The sequence below is a fragment of the Cohnella boryungensis genome, assembly GCF_042651945.1.
Classification (GTDB): domain Bacteria; phylum Bacillota; class Bacilli; order Paenibacillales; family Paenibacillaceae; genus Cohnella; species Cohnella boryungensis.
The window spans coordinates 89,031-110,839 of record NZ_JBHSED010000023.1 but is presented as its reverse complement, the minus strand read 5'-3'; the positions used below and the strand labels follow the sequence as shown (position 1 = coordinate 110,839).

At 55.4% G+C, this 21,809-nt stretch carries 18 protein-coding genes; 10 read left to right on the top strand and 8 right to left on the bottom strand.

Annotated features, from left to right (window positions below; genetic code table 11):
* Positions 1 to 175 precede the first annotated feature (175 nt).
* From ACFO1S_RS13485 to ACFO1S_RS13465, 5 genes are read right to left on the bottom strand one after another with little or no spacing between them, the layout of a single operon-like run.
* Entirely contained in the window at positions 176 to 502 is a 327-nt protein-coding gene (locus tag ACFO1S_RS13485; protein ID WP_204604842.1) for an L-rhamnose mutarotase, read from the bottom strand.
* Positions 486 to 2,147 (bottom strand): response regulator transcription factor, encoded by a 1,662-nt coding sequence (locus ACFO1S_RS13480; protein ID WP_204604843.1) that lies wholly within the window; start codon positions 2,145 to 2,147, stop codon positions 486 to 488. Before ACFO1S_RS13480 ends, ACFO1S_RS13485 begins: the two co-directional genes overlap by 17 nt.
* Positions 2,116 to 3,972, bottom strand: a complete 1,857-nt coding sequence (locus ACFO1S_RS13475) for a cache domain-containing sensor histidine kinase (protein WP_204604844.1) — start codon at positions 3,970 to 3,972, stop codon at positions 2,116 to 2,118. Before ACFO1S_RS13475 ends, ACFO1S_RS13480 begins: the two co-directional genes overlap by 32 nt.
* On the bottom strand, positions 3,962 to 5,026 hold the full coding sequence (locus ACFO1S_RS13470; protein ID WP_378126934.1) for an autoinducer 2 ABC transporter substrate-binding protein: 1,065 nt from the start codon (positions 5,024 to 5,026) through the stop codon (positions 3,962 to 3,964). The genes ACFO1S_RS13475 and ACFO1S_RS13470 overlap by 11 nt, the downstream gene beginning before the upstream one ends.
* A gap of 49 nt (positions 5,027 to 5,075) precedes the next feature.
* Entirely contained in the window at positions 5,076 to 6,578 is a 1,503-nt protein-coding gene (locus ACFO1S_RS13465) for an L-arabinose isomerase family protein (RefSeq protein WP_378126932.1), read from the bottom strand.
* 117 nt (positions 6,579 to 6,695) lie between these two features.
* Here ACFO1S_RS13465 and ACFO1S_RS13460 point away from each other — a divergent pair, with 117 nt between their 5' ends.
* Positions 6,696 to 7,571 carry an AraC family transcriptional regulator gene (locus tag ACFO1S_RS13460; protein WP_204604845.1) on the top strand — a complete coding sequence of 292 codons (876 nt, stop codon included), beginning with the start codon at positions 6,696 to 6,698 and terminating at the stop codon, positions 7,569 to 7,571.
* A gap of 159 nt (positions 7,572 to 7,730) precedes the next feature.
* Complete coding sequence (locus ACFO1S_RS13455) at positions 7,731 to 8,846, top strand: transglutaminase domain-containing protein (RefSeq protein ID WP_204604846.1); 1,116 nt, start codon at positions 7,731 to 7,733, stop codon at positions 8,844 to 8,846.
* Positions 8,847 to 8,927: 81 nt separating this feature from the next.
* Here the strand turns inward: ACFO1S_RS13455 and ACFO1S_RS13450 are convergent, their stop codons facing one another.
* The 3 genes from ACFO1S_RS13450 to ACFO1S_RS13440 form a co-directional block, all read right to left on the bottom strand.
* Entirely contained in the window at positions 8,928 to 10,379 is a 1,452-nt protein-coding gene (locus ACFO1S_RS13450; protein WP_204604847.1) for a hypothetical protein, read from the bottom strand.
* A 14-nt stretch (positions 10,380 to 10,393) separates the two neighbouring features.
* Positions 10,394 to 11,665: a beta/alpha barrel domain-containing protein gene (locus tag ACFO1S_RS13445; protein WP_378126929.1), complete on the bottom strand. Its 1,272-nt coding sequence runs from the start codon at positions 11,663 to 11,665 to the stop codon at positions 10,394 to 10,396.
* A gap of 244 nt (positions 11,666 to 11,909) precedes the next feature.
* Entirely contained in the window at positions 11,910 to 12,089 is a 180-nt protein-coding gene (locus ACFO1S_RS13440) for a hypothetical protein (RefSeq protein WP_204604849.1), read from the bottom strand.
* An 804-nt stretch (positions 12,090 to 12,893) separates the two neighbouring features.
* On the opposite strand from ACFO1S_RS13440, the gene ACFO1S_RS13435 reads away from it, so the two are divergent.
* The 8 genes from ACFO1S_RS13435 to ACFO1S_RS13400 all read left to right on the top strand — a co-directional run bounded on the left by ACFO1S_RS13435 (position 12,894) and on the right by ACFO1S_RS13400 (position 21,799).
* Positions 12,894 to 13,199 (top strand): hypothetical protein, encoded by a 306-nt coding sequence (locus ACFO1S_RS13435; RefSeq protein WP_204604850.1) that lies wholly within the window; start codon positions 12,894 to 12,896, stop codon positions 13,197 to 13,199.
* A gap of 16 nt (positions 13,200 to 13,215) precedes the next feature.
* A complete protein-coding gene (locus tag ACFO1S_RS13430) occupies positions 13,216 to 14,145 on the top strand; it encodes an FAD:protein FMN transferase (protein ID WP_204604851.1) in 930 nt (309 codons plus the stop codon).
* Positions 14,129 to 14,689 carry a ferric reductase-like transmembrane domain-containing protein gene (locus ACFO1S_RS13425; protein WP_204604852.1) on the top strand — a complete coding sequence of 187 codons (561 nt, stop codon included), beginning with the start codon at positions 14,129 to 14,131 and terminating at the stop codon, positions 14,687 to 14,689. The genes ACFO1S_RS13430 and ACFO1S_RS13425 overlap by 17 nt, the downstream gene beginning before the upstream one ends.
* 205 nt (positions 14,690 to 14,894) lie before the next feature.
* Positions 14,895 to 15,902, top strand: a complete 1,008-nt coding sequence (locus ACFO1S_RS13420; RefSeq protein WP_204604853.1) for a substrate-binding domain-containing protein — start codon at positions 14,895 to 14,897, stop codon at positions 15,900 to 15,902.
* Positions 15,903 to 16,044: 142 nt separating this feature from the next.
* Positions 16,045 to 17,424 carry an ABC transporter substrate-binding protein gene (locus ACFO1S_RS13415; RefSeq protein WP_204604854.1) on the top strand — a complete coding sequence of 460 codons (1,380 nt, stop codon included), beginning with the start codon at positions 16,045 to 16,047 and terminating at the stop codon, positions 17,422 to 17,424.
* Positions 17,425 to 17,515: 91 nt separating this feature from the next.
* Positions 17,516 to 18,403: a carbohydrate ABC transporter permease gene (locus ACFO1S_RS13410; protein WP_204604855.1), complete on the top strand. Its 888-nt coding sequence runs from the start codon at positions 17,516 to 17,518 to the stop codon at positions 18,401 to 18,403.
* Complete coding sequence (locus tag ACFO1S_RS13405) at positions 18,396 to 19,229, top strand: carbohydrate ABC transporter permease (RefSeq protein ID WP_204604856.1); 834 nt, start codon at positions 18,396 to 18,398, stop codon at positions 19,227 to 19,229. Before ACFO1S_RS13410 ends, ACFO1S_RS13405 begins: the two co-directional genes overlap by 8 nt.
* 29 nt (positions 19,230 to 19,258) lie before the next feature.
* Positions 19,259 to 21,799, top strand: a complete 2,541-nt coding sequence (locus ACFO1S_RS13400; RefSeq protein ID WP_204604857.1) for a beta-mannosidase — start codon at positions 19,259 to 19,261, stop codon at positions 21,797 to 21,799.
* Positions 21,800 to 21,809 lie beyond the last annotated feature (10 nt).

Here is a 21,809-nt window from a genome sequence, read left to right as displayed (position 1 = left end):
GCGTAACTAATTGGCTGCTCGGCGGGCCCATGGCGCGCTTTAGTTCGACTTTGGCGAACTAACCGCATGCCGAGCGAGGCTAGAACTCCGCAGTTCAAGCGGACAACGCGAACAGGCAGGATGCCCGCGGGCGCCCTGCCTATCGTCCTTATGCGCAATTCTCGCGCCGTACCGGCTACTTCAAGTAAAAGATTTCGCCAAGCGGACGAATCGGCTCCGCTTCTCTCAAATCGAAGGAGCCCTCTATCATCCTGGAGGTTATCGCGTTCCAACGTTGGCAGACGTCGCTCTCGGCCAGAACCGCAAAAGCCTTCTCCACGTCCTCGCACTCAAAGCAATAAAAAAACTGGCGGCCGTTCTGAAAGATCGAATAGTTCCGAATGCCCGCGCGGGAATGCTCCGCCATCATCTCCGGCCAAGGCTCCTTGTGAATCGCCACATACTCTTCGAGACACTCGGGTTTGACCGCCCATGTCCAGGCGAACTTACGACTTCCGCTCATCGTCTTCCCCGCCTCTCTGCCCGAACAACGGCTCGCGATATTTCGACGGGGTCTGTCCTGTCCACTGCTTGAACAAGCGGCTGAAATATTTTACGTCCTGATATCCGATCAGGCCGCAGACGTCCTGGATTCTCAACGCGGGGTCGGCCAATAGCTCCTGCGCCCGTTCCATCCGTTGCCTTGTCAAGTAATCCAGCATCGTCTCCCCCGTATGAAGCTTGAAGTATTCGCTGAAATACGTCGGGTTCATGTACACCTGATCGGCAATCCGCTTAATCGTAATCTCCTGGTCGAGATGCTCCGCAATCCAGCCTTTGGCATGCTCGATCGGCTTCCGGCTCTCGCTTTCCCGCGCCCGGCGAATAGCCGCGATCACTTGCTCAACCATGCCTTTAATGCGCTGCTTCACCTCTTGCATATTGGCGGACCGTTCCGCATTCTGCAGCTCCTCTTCGATCGAGGGCAGACTCGCCCCGTCTCTTCTGCTCTCTATTCCCGCCGAATGAAGCAGGATAATCGCGTTCCGCACCGCTGTCTGCAATTGAGAAGGCGACTCTATCCGACCAAACAGCTCGAATAGCAGCCTGAGCTCTTCAGCCGCTTCCCGCGCATTCCCCTGTTCAACTGCGCGCTTAAGCTTCCGGGCCGCGGCCGATAGTTCTTGATCGAACGCGCTCGAAGGAACCTCATGCATTCCGACGTCCTCCGGCCGGAATATCCGATTGCCTCCGCTGACGAAGCGGTAGTTCATCAGAGAGACAGCCTGCCGTTTCGCTTCGGTCAGCAAATAAAGATCCTCAATCGGATCGCCGTAAGCGACGGATACGGAGAAAGGCGTGTAGGTCTGGATCGAGGAGCGAATTTTCGCCGCCAATTCGTATACGGCCGTTGCCCAGCACAGCTCGTCATCGGAGCTGAAGAGCAGCATCCAGAATTCGGCCTCTCCCCCGCGCCAGCACCAGCACTGCCGGTCGGCTTGCCCGAATTGCTGCTCCAGCACTTCGACCATAATATTTTCCAACGCGTAGAAGTAAGCCTTCCAGTCGCTGGCCTTGTAGCTTCTCGTCTTAACCGGCATCGTATCCATGCGGACCGAGAGCAGCACGAAATCCCCCTTGGGGAAATCCTCCACCCAGTAGCCCAGCGAGGCCAAATCGATGTCCATGGAGGTGATGTAGCTCAGCGTCTGTATTTGCCGCGATTTCCGCAGCTTCTCCGCCTCCCGTTCCATCTCTCCCCGCTTATGGGTCTGATAACGGCCATCCGAGATAATCGCGCGGATCTCCGACAGCCTCGTGCGAAATTGCTCGCGGTCGACCGGCTTGAGCAGATAATCGAGCGCCCCCTCTCTCAAGGCGGTCTGAAGATACCGGAAATCATCGTATCCGCTGACAAGCAGCGGATAGAAGGAATAGCTTTGCTTCGCTTCCCGAATCAAGCTCAGACCGTCCAACTCCGGCATCTTCACGTCCGTAATCAACAGGTCGACCGCTCCGCCCGTCTCGTGAAAATACTCCAGCGCCTCCTTGCCGTCGCTCGCAGTCGCTACGACCTCCCAGCCGTCGCCGCAAGAGCGTACGAGCCGCTCGATGCCGCGCCGAATTCTGGCTTCGTCATCCACGATTAACGTTCTGATCGGCTGCATTCGCATTCCCCTCCCCTCGGATCATGGGGATGCGGATGATGACCTCCGTCCCCTTTCCAACGATACTGTGCAACTGCAGCCCGTAATCCGGGCCGTGCATCATGACGATTCGCGCATTGACGTTGATCAGGCCAAAGTGCGCGCTCCGGCCTTCGAAGCCGACCTTCTTGAGCGTCTGCTCCATCTCGTCCAAGCGTTCCGCCGGGATGCCCGGGCCGTTGTCGCGAATTCGGAACACAATGTCCCTCTTGCCCGAACGCGCCACGAATTCCTGGCTCGCCGCGATGTGGATATCCAGCGCCTTGCGTGTCTCCAGACCGTACTTGATGGCGTTCTCCACAATCGGCTGCAAAATGAATTTCGGACTGTACAAGGTATGAAGATCCTCGTCGTCCATCACCTGAACGATCTCGAAACGAATTCTTTCCTCGAACCGAAACTTCTGGATCGTCAGATAATCCCTGACGTGCTGCATTTCCTCCGCAACGGTCACGGACTTGGACTGGCTCGATACGGAGAAGCGCAGCATGCGTCCCAGCAGCGTAACCATATCCACGACCTGCTCGTTATCCCCTTCTTCGACGGCCATGCCGATCGTCTCCAGCGTGTTGTACATGAAATGGGGATTGATCTGGGATTGGAGCGCGTACAGCTCGGCGTCCTTCTGCCTGATTTCGATTTGATAGTTTTTCTGAATCAGATCCCGGATCGTCGCGATCATCGAGTTGAAGCTGCGCGCCAGATTGCCTACCTCGTCGCCGCTTTGCACCTTGAGATCGACTTGAAAATCCCCCATCTCGACCGACTTCATCAGCCCGCTGAGCTTCTTCAAGGGCCGGGTTATGTTGTACGAAATGACGACGGCAATGATAGAGGTTACGATAATGACCCCGATGATGACGAAGACGGCGACATTGCGGACCAGGTCCGTTCGCTCGGTCAAATCCTTCAGAGGGATGCTATGGACAAGAATCCATCCCCGTTCGGCCGACTGATTGACGCTGACTAGTTTGGGGGGTCCTGCGGAGCTTGTGCGGAAGCTGCCGTTCAGCGTCGGGTAGCGCGCCTTGTCCTCGTCTATCGTTCCGATTCTCTTATGATCCGTATGGTAAATTACTTTGCCGGACGAGGCCATCACCCACAACGCAGCCCGTTCGTTGCGCTCGAAGTTGCGCACGATGCTGTCGATGAAGGTCAGATCGACCGCAATGAGCATCGTACCCAGATTTTTACGATTGTCATTGTCGCTGATGGGCTTGAGGATGAACAAGGAGGGTACGCGGCTCTCGAAGCTCAAGCCGAGCTCATCGGGCAGGAGCATTCGGGCCTGGCTTCCCGTAGTCTTCGCCTTCGTGACGTAGGCTCCGAGCCGCTCGCTCCAATCCTGCTCCAGAAAACCCGATTTGGCGCTGTAGAACAGCCTGTCGTTGGAAATGACGAATACGCCTAGCACGTCGGCATTCCTGCCGCTCGTATACGTACGGGCCAAGTAGCTATTCAGCGTGTATTGATCCCGGTTGAAGTCCGATGTCCGCTCATAGGACTCCCGCCGCAGGATGGCCAGAATCGCCTCCGAATTAAACAACATATCGGGCAACGTCGTCAGCTCGTCGATATGCTTCTCGATGTCGGCGTTCGCCTGGTACAGAAACCTCGGCATATATTCTCCGATCTGGTCCTCGACCGATCTGGCGTACTGCGTGTAAGCGATATAGACGAGAAGCAGCAGCGGAAGCACTGTAAGCAGACCGTAGGTGACGATCAGCTTGTATGCGATAGGGTAATCCCGGAAGTTGAAGCCCAGCCGACGCTTCTTAAAAATCATATTGACCTACGTTCTCCGCCGTGAAATCAAGCGGCTCGCCCATGATCACCATATCCCCGTTCACCCGTATGTTCCCTACGCCCGAGACGGCTTCTCCGTCCTTGGGCAGCTTCCCGTTCAGTAAATCGTTCGCGAGCATCACCGTAAGATAACCCAGCTTCTTCGGGCTCCACAGGGTGGACATCTGCGCCGAGCCGTCCAGAAGATGAGGCCTCATCTGGTTGGGACCGGACAAGCCGACGACCTTGACCCGCCCCGCCTTCCCTGCCTCCTTCACGGCTTTGGCCGCGCTTGGCGGACCGACGGAGGAATTGCCGATTATTCCGTTCAAGTCCGGATAATCGGCCAGCAGCCTAGCCGCCGCCTCATAAGCCCGGTTCAGATCGTCTCCCGTTGTAACCGTTTGCACAAGCTCCAGATCGGGATAGTAATCTCTCTGTTGAACCTTGATCCAGGCCAGCCATTCGTTATTGTTGGCCGCGGCGAACGAGCTGGTCATAATCGCGAACTTGCCCTTCTCGCCCATCGTCAAGGCCAGCGTATCCAGCAGATGTCTTCCCAGCATTTCCGGCTCGACCATATTGACGAAAAACTGCCGCCCCTCCTCCTGGGTATCCGCATCCCAGGTAATGACCTTGATCCCTTGCTCCATCGCCTTCCTCAGAACCGGAACCAGCTTGACCGGATCGTTGGCGGAAATGGCAATAAGATCGACCTTGAGATCGATCAGCTGCTTCACGGTATTCATCTGCAGGTCCGCATCGGCGCTGGCCGGTCCTTGGTAGATCAGCTCGATGCCCAAATCCGCCGCCGCTTCCCTCGCCCCTTCCGCCGCGTACTCGAAATAATCGATGCCAACGCCTTTAGGCACCAAAGCGATTCTGTATCGGGGCGCAGCCCCGTCCGTTCCAGTCGAAGAATCCGTTGCCGCGGGAGCCGCCGGGGAAGTCCCGGGCTCCATGGAATAGATGAGCTCATAGCCCTCGGCCGCCCCCGAGCGGCAGCCGAGGAGCAGCAACGATAAAGCAAGGAAAATGGACAGCGCTCGATACACAAGCTTTCCCTCTCTTCCAACCTCGTCGAATATTAAGCCCGTTTATGATTTATAGCGTAACGGAATGAATGCGCATGAGTTGCCCGACCTTGGTCAGCAAAGAGCCGTTATGGCCGATCGACATGGCGCAATGATGGGTAGGGGCCTCTGCGAACCAGCGCTCCATGTAGTCGTCAGGGTGCATTCGGAACTTCACGGGGGTCTGCGTATTGCCGATCTTCATGATCGGACCGTCCGTCGATTCGGCTTCGCTGACGATGAGCTTCAGCTTCCCGTCCCCGGTCTGGGTAACGTTAAGCGTCGTGATCGGCCCGGTCTTCACCTTCGCTTCGACGGATACGCCCGTTCCCTGTTTGCCGTGATACAAGCCCATGCCTCTCAGAACGGGCTTTCCCTCGGAGATGGCAATGTGAAAAGGCCCATCATGTCCCAGCAAAATTGTGCCGTCGACGTAATCAACGACGACAATCTCCGAGAAGCTGCCTCCGGTTCCGAGAATATCGCAAATTTTCATGGCTACAGCCGTCTTGAGGTCTCCTTCTCCCGCGCACGGGATGCCTCTGGCGGTCAGCAGGGAGTGCCCTACGATAAAGCCGCCCTGCAGCTTCTCGTATTCCCCTCCCGGCGCTCCATGGTAATAATAGCACAGCGCGTCAAGATCGAATTCCCTAACGAGCTTTTCTTGCGCCGCCGCAACCCGGCACGACCAATCGAGCTGTTCCTCGCCGGGATTCCTGGCAATCGGGTCGGAAGGCGAATCGCCGCTGATTCGGAACATTTCGTTGACGGCATTCAATTGCTCCCGCACCTCGCGCTCGGTTACGCTCTTCAGCATCCGGTCGAGATCGCACATCTCCAGCACCTCCACGTGCAAGCCCGTCTGGGCTTGAATCATCGTAAAGTCGCTGTACATGTCCAGCATACCGCTGTAGGTGTTGCCCAGAAATCCGAATCGGCTATGCTTCAGCGTGCGAGGAACGGCTGCGGCGCGTACCCATTCCTCGATCTCGCGCCAGGCGCGAAGCGCCTCCGCCTTCTCGCTCGTCTTCTCGTTCGTCAAGGAAATCGCCGGAGTGTAATCGAGTCCGAGCATGCCGTTGATCACACGAAAAGGCAGACCGGCGCGATTGAAGGCGTTGGCGAATTCCGGTACCGGACAAGCTCCGCAGTGCGCCAGCCACTCTCCCGTCGTCGTCTTGTCGTAGTGAATTCGGTCGGTCGGCTGAAGGTTAAGAAACACGGTCGGCGCAGGACAGATTTGATGAACCGGCAGCACCGTCGCGCTCGTCGCGTATGTCGCCGCGTGGCAGAATACGAGATCCACGCCGCTCGCGTTCAGCCACTCTCCGGCTTTGCGCCCTTCCGTCTCGGTATCGACCAGCCCGTAATTGTAAATCTCTCCCCACTGGGACATTCGCCGCTCGATGAACTTCCCGTATTCCTCCAGCCGCTCCCGCAGACCGGGAAATTGCTCCCAGTATGCGCGCAGCCCGACGCTGTACAAGCCGATTCGCGCCTTGCGCGGCGGCTTGATCGCTTGCAGGAAAGACATATTTACCACCTCTTGTACGTATGGAATAATGGTTGTATTCCGATTGTAAATGCTTTCAATCAATCTGACATCCAACGATCTTGGCTAATAATGACACAATCTTGGAGATGAAGCCTTATGCCGAGCTACCGAGAGAAAGCCTCTCATGACTGGACGGGAGACTCGATTCGCACGATGGTCACGCCGTCCGCATTCGCCAAAGCATCGCTCTATTACGTGCAGGAAACCGGCCGCTTCCGTACGATGTCTTCCTATTACACGGAGCGTGAGCATCTGGACTCGTACTTGGTCGTCTATACGACGAATGGCAGGGGATATCTCAATTACGGGGATAAACGCTATACGCTGACTCCCGGCCAGCTCTTCTTTATCGATTGTCGAAAATACCAGTATTACTACACCGATCCGGGCGAGCTTTGGGAGATGCTGTGGGTCCACTATAACGGCAGCTCCTCTCCGGGGTACTATGATCGCTTCTCCGCCTGCGGCAGTCCGGTCGTCTCTCTATCCGCACAATCGGGCATTCCGGCCATTCTGGAGGAAATCGTCGAGCTCTATCAGGGAAAAACGTTCCAAACCGAGCTGTCCGGCTCCAGGCTGATCGTCGATCTGCTGACCGAGCTGCTGTTGACCGTGCATAACCGCGAGGCTTCCTCCGCCCCCGGCATTCCGACGCTGATCCGGGACGTCATGAAGCATTACGACCGGCAGTATGGCGAGAGGCTCACCTTGGACGGCGTGTCGGCCGCCTTCTCCGTCGATAAATACCATCTCTCGAAGGAGTTCAAGCGCTATACCGGCTTTTCTCCGAATGAATATTTAATTACGGTCCGCATTAATCGCGCCAAGGAGCTGCTCCGCTTCACGGATATGCCCGTGGCCGAGATCGCCGCGGGCGTCGGCGTGGACAATGTGAGCCACTTCATCAGCCTGTTTCGCAGTCGGGAGACGTCAACCCCGCTCGCTTACCGCAAAATTTGGCGGCAACGCTAAGTCATGAAACGGCGAGTCAACCCGGGCGCGCGCCTCGCTCCGGCCTTCGCCGCATTCCTTTCTTCTTATCCGTCTTCGAAAAAGACGACGGGTATGCTATATTACGATTAGGAAAAGCCATGACAGAGCCATATGGCAGGACGAGAGAGGAAGACGACTATGAGAACACGGGTATTCACGATGATTGCCGCCTCGCTCCTCCTCTTGCTCACGGCAGGCTGCGGCCCCTTCCCGTCCGCGCTTGCCGCCGACGGGGCTGTCTCCGAGGCCCGAATGCAGCAGGACATCGTTAACGCGCTTAAAGAGCGCAAAAGCTCGCTGCAGCTTAAATTCACCGGCAAAGCCTCCACGCTGAAGCAAACGGTGAAGGATACGCTGGAGAAGGCGATTCGTACGGACGACTATTTGCACTACGTCGTCAAAACCTATGGCTACAAGGCGACGCTTAAGGGAGACACCGCCACCATCGCCTTCAGCTTCACCTATTGGGAGACGTTAGCGCAAAGCGCAGAGGTGAAGCGGCAAGTCGCCCGGGCGTTAAAGCGGATTCTGACTCCTTCGATGAACGACCATGAGAAAGAAAAAGCGATTCACGACTGGATTGTGACCAATCTTTCCTACGATACGCAGCTTATCTCGCATTCTGCCTACGACGGACTGATGAACGGCAAAACCGTCTGTCAGGGCTACGCTCTGCTTACGTACGAAATGATGAAGCAAGCGGGCATACCGGTGAAAATCGTAGAGGGAACCTCGCGCGGCCGAGCGCATACCTGGAATCTCGTGCAGATCGCCGGGCAATGGTACCACCTGGACACGACCTGGGATGATCCGGTGCCGGACATGGCCGGCAAAGCCTACTACAACTACTACAATCTCACGGACGCGCAGCTTCGCAAGGACCATCACTGGAAGGCGTCCGCTTCGTATCCGGCAGCGACCGCCGATTACGGGCAAGCGCTCAAGGCCCTCGGCGCCAAGCCCTCCTCCAAAGCGGAATTTTACCGCAAGCTGTACGGCACGCTTGGCTTCTCCTTCCTGGAGGACGCTTATACGGTGACCAGCGTCTCCGATCTGACCGACCGTATCCGCAGGGCTGCAGACAGCCGCGAGAACGAGCTTGTCGTTCGGTATACGCGGGGAGGCACGGTGAAGTCCGATCTGAAGAAGGCCTTAAACGCGCAGACGGGCGTCGCCGGAATGAGCTACACAATGGAGGACTACACGCGGACGACGATTAACGATAAGCTCCTGCGAATCAAGCTGCAATATTAAAGAACAACCCCCGAAGCGGCGTATGCGGCCGCTCGGGGGTTGCTCTGTCTATGCTGTGTCTATGCTGTGTCTATGTACGCTTTATTGCGTTTCCTCATCTTCAATTTCATCATCTTCAATTTCATCATCTACATGTTTCGCCCATTCGCTTTCATCCTCGGACTCTTCCTCTTCCTGCACGTCCATGGTCGGATCGTAGGTTTCATCCAAGTCGTTCTCGGCATCGTCTAGAGGACTCCGAACATCGGCGTTGCTGACGCCGCTGGGTGAAGCGGTCTGTTTCTCCAGCGTTCTTAACCCGGTTCGCAGCAGCCCCATCTGAGGCATCGAATTCCTTCTAAGTCCGGATCGCAGACGCATCAGCGTAGCCTCTTCCCGCGCCTCCGCGCTCGTCTCGTTCTGAGCCCGTTCGATGTCCGTCATTTTCAGCCTCTCACTATAGGTACTCAGCAGCGCGTTTTTCTTGAAAACGGCCAAGTTGCGAGCTTCGGCCACCTTAGCGCCTTCGGGTCCGCGCTTGACCTTTTTCTTCACCGCGTAATCGGATAGCTCCCTGTTCATGATCGAATTTTCTACAGCATCGAATTGATGGACCGCACCCGTGCCCGTGGAGCTAAGAGTTCCAGGCAGGTTAAACGTCACTTGCTCTTTTTTCTTCTTTTTAGTAGCATTTTCTGCTTCTGAATCGTCCTTCTTTGAATTTCTCTTTCTTTTAGTGTCCAGCTTGCGCTCCTCCGAGGTTCCAAAAGCGCTGCTGAAGGACGCGGAGGCGCCCGTGGAATGCGCCTGATTGGCGATTTCCAGATTGGTGCTGGCGCCCATTAACGGAGACCGCTGAACCTCGGAGATGTTGGTAATCGTCGGAACCGACATCAGCAACTGCTCATGTGCTTCAAAGCCATTTGGAGGCTTCTCTCCGCGGTTGACCGCATCCAGCGCCTTCCATACATCCTTCCTGGTTTTCCCGCCGGTAGTCAGCTCCTCCAGATGATCGGCCTCTCTCGGATACGGAGTGAAGCTGCCGCTTTCATCGTAAAAATGCTGCTCCTTCGCAGACCCTTTCATCGGCGGATTTTGAAGTCTGCCGAGCTTGAAGTTTTCCTGTGAATTCGATGAGGAAGGCGCTTCCAGCTTCAGGTACTTGTGGCCGCGTCTCTGATCCTGCGCTTCCTTCACCAGCGCTGCGCGATCGGAGGGCTCCATCAGCGTCGCGAGACGTCGCCCATCCGGCGTCTGGGCGTTTAAATGAGGAAGCTGCTCCTGGTCGCTGGAGCTGACCGTATTAGCGTATGCGGACTGCAGCCCTCGATTGAATTCCTGCAGGAGATCCAATTGCGGCAGCTGATAGTCAAATCCGCCGGCGCTGACTTGAAACGTATTCGGCCCGGGCGCGGAGGTCGCCGGACGAGTCTGAATCATCCGCAGCGTGTCCTGATTCCCTTGCTGCATGTCTTGCGCATTGCTCACGACCGCGCCGGAGCTCGAGGAGGCCGAGGCCTTCGCCCGGCCTCCTTTTTTATTTGATTTAGGCAATTTCTTATCCTCCCTTAATCCTCCCCGCTCATCTCGGTTTCCCCTTCAACAGCTTCTTCCGAGGAGCTCGATCCTGGCACTGGAAGTCCATGCTTGCTCGCACTGGCGTCCGATTCCCGTTTGGCCAGCGTTCTGAGACTGTAGGGCAGCAGCCCCATCTGAGTCATCGTATTTCTGCGCAGGCCGGATTGCAAACGCATCAGCGTAGCCGCCTCCCTGCCCCCATCTCCCTCGATCTCTTGAGCTTTGCGGATATCTGTCATCTGCAGGCGATCGCCAAAGGTTTTCAGCAAGGCATCCTTCTTACCGACGGCCAGATCGCGAGCTTCAGCTACATTGCTTCCTCTGGGAGCGCGTTTTACTTCCCCCCGTACAGCCGCATCGGAGATGTCCCCGCTCTCGATGGCTTTCTCTACCGCTTCGAACTGGTGAACCGCTCCCGAGCCCGTGGAGTGAATCGATCCCGGCATGTTAACCAGCAAGGGCTTTGGTTTGCGCGAGGGCTTTGCTTTCTTTTTTGTCGCAGTTGGAGACGCTTTTTTTCTGCTGGGTCTCGCGCGCTCCTCCGTATAACCGAAAGCGCTTTGGAAGGATGCGGCTTCTCCCAAGGCGTGCGCCTGATTGGCCATTTCCAGATTCGCGCCCGCGCCCATAAGCGGCGAACGCTGAACCTCGGAGATATTGGTGATTGTCGGGACTGACATCAGCGACTGCTCGTGCGCTCTAAATGCTTCTGACGGTCTTTGCCCGCGATTAACCGCATCCAGAGCTTGCCACACATCCTTCGTCGATTTTCCGTCGGCGGCCAAGCTTTCGAGATGCTCGGCCTCTCTCGGATACGGAGTAAAGCTGCCTCCCGCATCATAGTAATGCTGCTCCTTCCATAGAGCAGGCCTTGTCGGGTTTTGTATTCTTCCGATCGGGTAGGTCTCCGAAGGCTTCGCTAAAGATTCTCCATCCAGCCCTGTATCCAGCTCTGCATCTAGCTCTGCTTCCAGCTGCGCGTATCTGTGACCGTGTCCCAGCTCCTTCGTTTCCGCTACCAATGCCGCGCGGTCGGAAGGAGCCTTGAGCAACGCACGGCGTCTCCCCTTCTTTCCTTTGGAGTTCAAGTGGGGAAATCGGTCTTTATCGCTGGAACTGGGCGCATGGGCATAAGCGGATTTCAGTTCGCGATTGAATCCCTGCAGCAGCTCCACCTGTGGCAGCTCATAGTGATTCCCTCCCGCACTGACATGAAACCTATCAGGAGAAGGCGTAGCGGAGGGGGGGAGACTCCGAATCAAGCCGAGCGCATCCTGATTGCCGATGGCTGGCGTTCCCGCTTGAGACGAGCGATTGGCAGAAGAAGCCCCTTTCGAGTAGGGACCTTTCCGATCACGCTTTGTAGAATCTTTAGGTATCCTCTGCTCCCCCTTCCGTCTAGGAAACCGTATGACTCCATTTTAATCCAATTGGTAGTAGAAACAAACAAAAAATGAGCCCCCTGAATGCCGGGCGGCTCATTTTTTGTCTGTGGGGCCTATCGCGCTAATCCGCATATTGTCTCAGAAGCTCCTCTGTTGTCAGTTCCACTTTCGCTTCCTTGTTCAACAGTCCCTTTTCCTCCCAACAAGCGACGCATTTGCCTTCCGTATCGCATTGGTGAGCGTCCTGGCACGTATAGCAGAACTTAAGGTAGTTTACGGTAAACAGGTTTTGGGTTTCCATTGTAATCACTCCTATCGTTTATCTTGCACCTTAAGTGTAAACGATAACCCGACGTATGTATGTGATTTATTTCACATTGTATGAGGGGTACGTATTATTTCTTTATTATTTGGGTCCCGTTTTACATGCCAAAGCCCCGTCCATGGATGACCATGACCGGGGCTAGCCTTGCGATAACCGACTATTCATTTGTTTTTATTGAACCTCCGATACATGCGCCGCATGCGCTCATTCAGATTTTTTACTCGAACATGCTTGGCATGTAACCATTCACGTTCACTTTCGCGTTCTCGTTCAATCGCTTACCTGGATACCCGCATGCCGGGAGGTATGCTGGCACGCTTCGCCTCGCGCTACGTCATCGGATGATACTCCCTTCTGCCTGTCGGATTTATTGCTCAGTTCAAGCGATTCGTGATTGGGGGTGAGCCGGACCGACCCGATTGCGCTGGGTCGCCGTTTGGTCACCTCAGGTTCGCCCGAAGCAGGACAATCGAAGCTGTGAAGCTTACTCCGTGATGCTTGAGGAGGAGTGGTGTTGCTGTCTTTATTATAGCCTGACTTTCAATAAAACTAAATATTCAGATTATTCTGTTTGATGTAAAAAGAAAGGCATTTGCTCCGGGATTCACGCCTATTCTCCATGATCTTTACTTTTTCGCCGTTTGCAAAGCGGACGGGAAGCGTTGCGGTTCTCCTGCTTCATCCGTAATCAGGCAATTTTAAGCTAAGCTTCATATCAGATTAAGATCCGGGGTTCAGAATAAGGACAACATCCTGACGGAAGCCAAAAGGAGGATACTTATGGCGAGCAACAAATGGACGAAATGGTTTGTCGGCTTGTCCGGCGCAGCGCTATTCACAGGTTTTGTCGGGCTGATGGCCGGAGATAAAGCGAATGCGGGTACGGATACGCCCGTAGCCGCTTCTTCGGAGACCGTGACTGGCGAGGACGGAATCGAGCGCCAATGGAGAGAGCAGGATCGCAATATGGGCGGCATACGCAGCTATGGATTCGAGCAAGACGGGCAAACCGATCAAGGCGATGCCAACGCGCCAAGCGCCCCCCAATCCAGATCCTCCGGCAAGATGAGAACTCACGCTTCATAGGAAAGGAGGCCGTGTTATGCATGCATTTCGAGCGATGAATTCGAATATTGTCACCTTGGGCCTGCCTGCCCGCTGCAGAACCAAATCGGAAAGCTGGTTTGCGTTCGTGGAGCGCAACCTAAGTCGGTTTCTGCCGCAAAGCGAATTAAGCTCGCTTAACGCGGCGAATGGAAATCCGTTCGTCGCCTCGGCCTTGCTCTATCAGGTTGTTGAGGAAGCCGACCGTTATTACCGGACAACCGAAGGCCTGTTCAACCCTTATTTGGGAGCTCGCCTCGAACGGCTAGGCTACTCGGAATCCTTCGAATGTCTCGGCGAAGCCAAGCGCAGCGAGCCGCTCCTTGGGGCCGGATTGGAGGGCACGCCTTGCTTACTTGACCCGGCCATGAAGAGCATAAGGCTTCGGCCCGGCGCGTCCGTCGATCTGGGAGGCATCGCCAAGGGCTGGAGCGCTCACCAGCTGTCGCTAATGCTGCAGAGAGAAGACCTTCCTGCCGGGGCCATCTCCGCGGGAGGAGACATTGCGTTCTGGGGAACGCCTGACGAAGGCTGGGAGGTCGGCATCGGTAATCCGAATGGCGAAGGTCCGGATCTGCTGACGCTCCGGCTGCAAGGAACGATGGGCGTCGCGACGAGCAGCGCGATGAAGCGGCGGTGGGCGGACGATTCCGGGCAATGGCATCACCATCTGCTCGATCCGCGCAGCGGAACCTCCTCCAGCTCCGATCTGGTCCAGGTGACCCTGCTCGCTCCCCATCCGGTCGAGGCGGAGGTTTTCGCAAAATGCGTTCTGATTCTGGGCTCGGAAGCCGGGACGCGCTGGCTGGAAGCTCGCCATCCCGAGTGTGCGGCAATAGGCATGACCCGTAACGGCTCGCTTATCCATTGCGGGAATCTGGCCCGGTATCGCTGGAAGGGGGCGGGCTCTCATGAACGGATTTCTTGAATGGCTCGGAATCTGGGCGACGACGCGGGCGGCGGGCTTGACCGCTTACCTGCTGCTGTTCGCGTCCGTTATGACCGGGATGATGTCCAGCTTGAAAATGTTGAACGGGCGCTCCAAGTCCATCCTGCTTACGGTGCATCAATCCAGCGGCTGGTTCGGCTTCCTGTTCGGACTGGTTCATGGAGCCGTGCTGCTGTTCGACAATTATGTCAATTATAGCGCCACGGGGCTGCTCATTCCGTTCACGGCTCACTCCCACCCCGTTCTGACCGGTCTCGGTACGCTCTCCTTCTATTGCCTGCTTGCGTTGCTCCTGTCCACGGATTTTATCCATAAGCTAGGAAGGAAAACATGGCGGCTTATTCATTTCCTTGCCTTCCCCTGCTTTGCTCTGGCATTGACGCACGGGCTCATGCTGGGAACGGATTCGCAATATATATGGGCCAAGTCGCTGTATCTGTGCACAGCCATCCTGTTCGCCGGAATGACTCTCCTTCGAATCGGAGTTGCGATCCTCGATCGCAAACGAACTTCTCAAGCCTGACCCGAAGGCCGGAACACCTTGAACGGGGCGTTCCGGTCTTCGCTTTTTTGCCGCGCCCGCGGTATTCTAATTGACAAACGTCAACTCCCCCCGGTAATGTTAGCTTATGCCCTTTTGTTTTGTAACCTAATCGATAAACTAAAATATAACTTTACTTTACTTGCATAAGTCGACAATCCGCCATTAACCGGAGGTTAATCAACCGATGAAGCAAAGCGTTACAATGCGCGACATCGCCGACAAGCTCGGAGTAAGCAGCGTTACCGTGTCCAAAGCCATCAACGATAAAGAAGGCGTAGGCGAGGACCTCCGCAAGAAAATCAAAGAAGCCGCCATCGATATGGGCTACCGCCTGAACGCCGCTGCCAAGTCGATGAAGGACGGCTTATCCTATAACATCGGCATTATTATTCCGGAACGATTCACCGACGTCACCCAAGGCTTCTACATGCGCTTCTATCAAGACTTGGCCAAAAGCATGGACGAGCATAGCTACTCCGGGATTATGCACATCCTGAGCATGGAGGACGAGGACAACCTGATCCTGCCGCGCGTCTATCTGGAGAAAAAAGTCGACGGCTTCATCATCCTGGGCCAGGTGAGGCGCAGCTATATCGATATGTTTCTGCAGACGGATACCCCGATCGTGTTTCTTGATTTCTACACCGATCAGCCCGATGTCGACTGCGTCATTACGGACAATTTCTACGGCATGTACGATCTGACCAACTACCTCATCCGGCTCGGTCACCGGGATATCGCTTTCGTAGGCAATATCCACGCGACCAGCAGCATCCTTGATCGTTATCTGGGGTATTACAAATCTATCCTGGAGCACGGAATTCAAGTCGACAGCGATTATCTGGTGAATGACCGCGACGAGAACGGCCAGTATATCGACATGACGCTGCCTGCGCGCATGCCGTCCGCCTTCGTCTGCAACTGCGATCAGATCGCCTTCTATCTCATCTCCCTGCTTCGACGCAAAGGGGTCAACGTCCCCGAGGATTGCTCGGTTGTCGGGTTCGACAACGACATCTACGCAGGGCTTGCCGATCCGAACTTAACGACGGTGGAGGTCAACATGGCGGAAATGTCCAAGACCGCCGTCTCGATGATCGTGGAAAAGCTCAAGAATCGGAATTCCAGCCAAGGACGGGTAGCCATTAAAGGCAAGATCGTCTACCGGGACTCCGTCAAGGATTTGCGATAACACCCGGAACCGCTTGTCGGCCGCCTCCCCCACAGGGAGCGCGGCCGATTTTTTTTCGCAAAAATAATTGACTTGAAAGCGCTGACATCTTATACTCACGTTGTAACCTAATCGATTAGCTAAATTAAGGGGGAAATCGTAAGTGAAGAAACCTTTATTTTCAGTCACCCTGGTTCTCGTTCTTCTCGGCAGCTTACTTGCAGGATGCGGGGGCAACAACAAAAACGAAAGCAGCCCGTCGCCTTCTGCCAGCAATTCGTCGCCTTCCGCCTCCGAGAGCGCTCCGGCGTCGGAGAACAAGATTAGCGGCTCCATTACCGTACTTACGCAGCGCACCGACATTGTAGATACGCTGCAAGGCGAATTTACCGATGAGTTCAATAAGGTTTACCCGGACGTCAAGGTCAAATGGGAAGCTGTCCAAGAATATGAGAACAATATCAAAATCCGCATGAACACGGAAGATTACGGCGATGTATTGCTCATTCCGAACAATATCGAGCCGAAGGACTATCCTAACTTCTTCGAGCCGCTGGGCGATTACGAAGCCGATAAGACGAAGTACTCCCAGATCGACGCTCACCGCTTCGAAGGCAAATATTACGGCATTCCTATGGCGATCAATACCTTGGGTATCGTATATAACAAAAAAGTGTTCAACGATGCCGGCGTTACGCAAATGCCGAAAACGCCAGCCGAATTCCTGGAAGCGATGCATAAAATCAAGGACAACACGGACGCCATTCCGTTGTACACGAACTACAAGGACGACTGGACGCTGAGCCAGTGGGCGGATTACCTGCAGCCCGCTTCCGGCGATCCGAACTATCCGAACATCGGCCTGCTTGAGGACCCGAACCCATGGGCGGCCGGCAAGCCGTATAACGATATTTTCAAGCTGATGTACGACGTGGCGAATCAAGGCCTGATCGAGGCCGACCCGACGACCACCGACTGGGAATCCTCCAAGGGCATGATCAACCGCGGCGAGATCGGCACGATGGTGCTGGGCTCCTGGGCGATCACGCAAATGCAGGGCGCAGGTCCGAATCCGGACGATATCGGCTACATGCCGTTCCCGACGAACGCAGCCAAGCTGTCCGCGCCTCTGGCAGCCGACTACAACTGGTCGATCAACGTGCACAGCAAAAACAAAGAAGCGGCCAACGCATTCATTCACTGGGTCGTAGACGAATCCGACTACTCTACCAAATACCAAGGCGGCTTCAGCGCCAAATTCGGTGCGGATGGTAAATTGCAAATTCCCGAGCTGCTCAAAGGCTTCCAAGAGCTTGGCGTGACGATGGAGCTTTCCACGCCGGGGCCGGACGACCTGAACGGTATGGGCACTCAGATCGACAACGACTCCGAGGTCGGCATTCACAATCCCGACTTCAAGAAACGGCTGATCGAAGCTGCGATCGGCAACCGCAAGGACAGCTTCGACGATATCATGAACGACCTTGACAAGAGATGGAACAAATCCCGGGAGAAGCTGATCCCGGATAAATACAAGAAATAATCCGATACGGCGCAAACGACTCTTAGGGGAAAGTGCATTCGTGCTTTCCCCTAAGTCTTTCTTACATTAAAAGGGCAGCGGAGGTACGGGAATGCTCAAGTTATCGAATCTCAGCTATAAGTCTCAAAGAATCCTCATCATTTTCTCTTTTTCGGCCATACCGATTCTGTTGTTGCTGACCTTCGGCTACTTGCCCGTCATCGGGATGTTCCGATACGCCTTCACGGATTGGAACGGATTATCGCCCGACTACAATTGGGTAGGCCTGGACAACTTCAAGACGATCTTCACGGACGAAAGATATTATGAAGGCTTTGTTAACAGCATTTATTACTTCTTCGGAAGCTTCGTACAGCTCGCCATTGCATTGTATTTCGCGACGGTGCTCAGTTTCGCGGTACGGGGCAGGAATTTCATGAAAGGCGTGCTGTTCTTCCCCAGCATGATCAACAGCGTCGCCGTAGGTCTGATTTTCCTGTTCTTCTTCCGGCCCGAAGGCACACTGGATTCCATTCTCAGCTTCCTGGGCGTTACCAATCCGCCGAAATGGCTGCTCAATCCCGAAATCATCAATTTCTCCCTGGTCGGCGCATCCGTATGGCGGTACTTGGGCTTTAACTTCATTTTGCTGCTCGGGGCCATCTCCTCGGTGCCCGGGGATCTGTACGAAGCGGCTGAAATCGACGGCGCCAACCGTTGGCACCAATTCCGGTACATCATTCTGCCCAGCATTCGGAGAATCGTTGCCATTACGCTTATCCTGTCCATCAGCGGTTCGGTTGCCCCGTTCGAAATTCCATATATCATGACCGGAGGGGCTAACGGCAGCAACACGTTCGTCATTCAGACGGTCACAACGACTTTCCGGTACAACAAGTACGGCATGGGCTCGGCGATGGCGGTCTTGCTCTTCCTGATTGTCATTCTCGTAACAGTCATCCAGAAGCTGGTTATTAAGGAGGAGAAAAAGGATGTATAAGCTGAAATACGCCTCGTCGTCCACGTTCAAGTATCTCACCTTGATTATCGGCGCGTTCTGCGCTCTGGCACCGCTTGTCGTCGTGCTGTTCGCTTCCTTCAAGACCTCTCAGGAGTATATGGGAACAAGCTCGCTCACTCCCCCTGAGAACTGGTTCAACCTTGAAAACTACAAAACCGCCTTCGTGAAAGGCAAAATGCTGATCGGCTTCAAGAACACCCTCATCATCATGGCCGTCGCGCTTGCGGGCAATATGGTGATCGGGACGATGATCGCTTATGTGCTGCAGCGCTTCACCTTCGTGTCCCGCACCGCCATCATGGCCGCCTTCTTGTTCGCCGCCTTGATTCCGGGAGTTACAACCCAGGTCATTCTGTTCAAAATCGTGCACGCGCTCGGCTTGTTCAACACGATGGGTTCCGCAATTATCCTGTACATGGGAACGGACATCATCGGGATCTATATCTTCATCCAGTTTATGGACAACATCTCGAAGCAGCTGGACGAATCGGCCATGCTGGACGGCGCTTCCTACTTCAAGATTTTCACCAAGATCATCTTCCCGCTGCTGGCGCCGGCGATCGTGACGATGATGATTATCAAGGGCATCGGCATCTACAACGACTTCTACATTCCGTTTCTTTACATGCCCGATCCGGCCCTTCGAACGATCTCGACTTCATTGTTCGCCTTTAAAGGACCTTTCGGTTCGCATTGGGAAACGATCTGTGCGGCCGTCATGATCATCATCATCCCGACGACCGTCGCCTTCCTTGCCTTGCAGAAATACATCTATAACGGATTCACCCAAGGCGCGGTGAAGTAACATCACATCCGAACCACAAGGAGACTGCAATGAGCCTAACCCTAACCCTTACGAACAACTGGAAGTTTCGAGCCGCTGGCGACAGTCTGTGGCTTCCGGCCCAAGTCCCGGGCTGCGTGCATACCGATTTGCTGCGCAACGACAAGATCCCGGCTCCCTTCTACGGCACCAACGAGAAGGAGCTGCAATGGATCGACAAGCGCGATTGGGAATACGAAACCGAGTTCGATATATCGGAGGAGCTTCTGCTTCAGGAGCGTATCGAGCTTGAGCTGGACGGTCTGGATACGTATGCCGACGTTTCTCTGAACGGGCAGGCACTCCTCGCGGCGGACAATATGTTCCGTTCCTGGACAGTTGACGCCAAGCCGCTGCTGCGGGCGGGTGAGAATCGGTTGCATATTCGTTTCCGCTCCCCGATTCAAGAAGACCTGCCCAAGCTGGAGAAGCTCGGCTACCCCCTGCCCGCGTCTAACGATCAATCCGATGTGGGCGAGCTGGGAGAACGAAGGGTCAGCATTTTCTCGCGCAAAGCGCCTTATCATTACGGCTGGGACTGGGGGCCGCGCTTTGTCACGAGCGGCATATGGAAGGACATCCGGCTGGTTGCCTGGTCGGGCATACGTCTGCGCGATCTGTACGTGAGGCAGAACAAAATTACGGCAGATACCGCGCTGCTGACCGTTGTTCTTGAAGCGGAGGCGACCCGGGATTGGGAAGGTCAGCTTAGACTGCAAGCGGACGACCTGCAATGGGAGGAGGCCGTTCGTCTTCAGACGGGCAGCCAAACGGTCCAACTGGACATTACGATCGATTCTCCCCGGCTCTGGTGGTCGAGAGGCCTGGGCGAGCAGGCTCGCTACACGTTTACCGCCGCGCTGCGGCAAGGCAATGAGGCAATTGCCGAGAAGTCGGTCAAGACAGGACTTCGCTCTATTCGCCTAGTCCGGGAGGACGACGAGCACGGCGCCGGCTTCCAATTCGAATTAAATGGCTTCCCCGTATTCGCCAAGGGAGCCAACCACATTCCGAACGACAGCTTCATCACGGAAGTCAGCGAGGAGCGTTACCGACACGAGATCGCATCGGCAGTACAGTCGAACATGAATATGCTGCGCGTGTGGGGCGGCGGCGTGTACGAGAGCGATCTGTTCTACGAGCTTTGCGACGAGTACGGCCTGCTCGTCTGGCAGGATTTCATGTTCGCATGCAGCATGTATCCGGGCGATCAAGCATTCCTGGACAGTGTGCGGGCCGAAGCCGAGCAGCAGATCAAACGTCTTCGCAATCATCCTTGTCTCGCTTTGTGGTGCGGCAACAACGAGATCGATACCGCATGGGCTCACTATGACGAGAATCACGGCTGGGGCTGGAAAAAGCACTATACGCCGGAGCAACGGGAAGAAATGTGGACCAGCTACACGGCCGTCTTCCATCGCATTCTGCCAAGCGCGATCTTCGAGCTTCACGGAGAAGTCGATTATTGGCCATCCTCTCCGCTTCACTCGTTGAGCGGGGATGCCCGGCAGCATGCCCGCTACGATTCTACAAGCGGCGACATGCACTATTGGGGCGTCTGGCACAATCTGGAGCCGTTCGATCAATACAATCGGATCATTGGACGATTCATGAGCGAGTACGGCTTCCAATCGTTCCCCGAGCGGCGCACGGTTCTATCCTACGCCGAAGAATCCGACCTTTATCTGGAATCCGAGGTGATGCTTCGCCACCAGAAGAACGGGCAAGGCAACCAACTGATTCGTCAATATATGGAGAAATATTTACCCGAGCCGAAGGACTTCTCCTCGTTCCTGTATATGAGCCACATTCTGCAGGCGGAGGCGATGAAAACGGCCATCGAGGCGCACCGCCGCCGCAAGTTCTACTGCATGGGAACGCTGTACTGGCAGATGAACGACTGCTGGCCAGTCGCCTCCTGGTCCAGCATGGATTATTATGGACGCTGGAAGGCTACGCAATATTACGCCCGCCGCAGCTTCCGCGACGTTCTGGTATCCATTGACGGCACTCGCGAGGAGCGGATCGATATTCACCTCATATCCGATCTTAGAGACGCCTTAAGCGGAACGCTGGAGCTTCAGCTGCTGGATTTCTCCGGCCGCGAGCTGCAAGCCTGGCATCAGGAGATCACCCTCTCCGGCAATGCGGCCGAACGGGTTCGCAGCTTCTCGAGGAAGGAGCTGCTAGAGAGACGCGATCCGGGAGCGGTGCTGCTTCTGGCTCGCTTCGCGCAAGCGGGAACCGTAGTGGACAGCAAGGTGCATTACTTCGTATCGGCCAAGGAGCTCGTCTTGCCGCGGCCTGAGCTGCGGACGACGCGCAGCGATGAGGACGGACGCACATCCCTTACGCTGGAGACGGACAGCCTGGCCGTGCAGATTTGTCTTACAGCCGAACAGGAGGGCACGTTCAGCGATAATTTCTTCGATCTGCTGCCGGGATACCCGGTTACGGTCGAATTCTACCCGAGGTCGATCGAGGGCGAACCGTTCGTTCCCGGTCTGGCGGGAAGCGTCGAGATTCGCTCCATGGCGGATTATGTGAAGTAAAACGACAACA

Excerpts from the sequence above, each read along its gene's own strand:
- ACFO1S_RS13400 (WP_204604857.1), top strand. The coding sequence starts at position 19,259 with ATGAGCCTAACCCTAACCCTTACGAACAACTGGAAGTTTCGAGCCGCT.
- ACFO1S_RS13410 (WP_204604855.1), top strand. The coding sequence starts at position 17,516 with ATGCTCAAGTTATCGAATCTCAGCTATAAGTCTCAAAGAATCCTCATC.
- ACFO1S_RS13480 (WP_204604843.1), bottom strand. The coding sequence starts at position 2,147 with ATGCAGCCGATCAGAACGTTAATCGTGGATGACGAAGCCAGAATTCGG.
- ACFO1S_RS13430 (WP_204604851.1), top strand. The coding sequence starts at position 13,216 with ATGCATGCATTTCGAGCGATGAATTCGAATATTGTCACCTTGGGCCTG.
- ACFO1S_RS13405 (WP_204604856.1), top strand. The coding sequence starts at position 18,396 with ATGTATAAGCTGAAATACGCCTCGTCGTCCACGTTCAAGTATCTCACC.
- ACFO1S_RS13465 (WP_378126932.1), bottom strand. The coding sequence starts at position 6,578 with ATGTCTTTCCTGCAAGCGATCAAGCCGCCGCGCAAGGCGCGAATCGGC.
- ACFO1S_RS13485 (WP_204604842.1), bottom strand. The coding sequence starts at position 502 with ATGAGCGGAAGTCGTAAGTTCGCCTGGACATGGGCGGTCAAACCCGAG.
- ACFO1S_RS13420 (WP_204604853.1), top strand. The coding sequence starts at position 14,895 with ATGAAGCAAAGCGTTACAATGCGCGACATCGCCGACAAGCTCGGAGTA.
- ACFO1S_RS13425 (WP_204604852.1), top strand. The coding sequence starts at position 14,129 with ATGAACGGATTTCTTGAATGGCTCGGAATCTGGGCGACGACGCGGGCG.
- ACFO1S_RS13440 (WP_204604849.1), bottom strand. The coding sequence starts at position 12,089 with ATGGAAACCCAAAACCTGTTTACCGTAAACTACCTTAAGTTCTGCTAT.
- ACFO1S_RS13435 (WP_204604850.1), top strand. The coding sequence starts at position 12,894 with ATGGCGAGCAACAAATGGACGAAATGGTTTGTCGGCTTGTCCGGCGCA.
- ACFO1S_RS13475 (WP_204604844.1), bottom strand. The coding sequence starts at position 3,972 with ATGATTTTTAAGAAGCGTCGGCTGGGCTTCAACTTCCGGGATTACCCT.
- ACFO1S_RS13460 (WP_204604845.1), top strand. The coding sequence starts at position 6,696 with ATGCCGAGCTACCGAGAGAAAGCCTCTCATGACTGGACGGGAGACTCG.
- ACFO1S_RS13455 (WP_204604846.1), top strand. The coding sequence starts at position 7,731 with ATGAGAACACGGGTATTCACGATGATTGCCGCCTCGCTCCTCCTCTTG.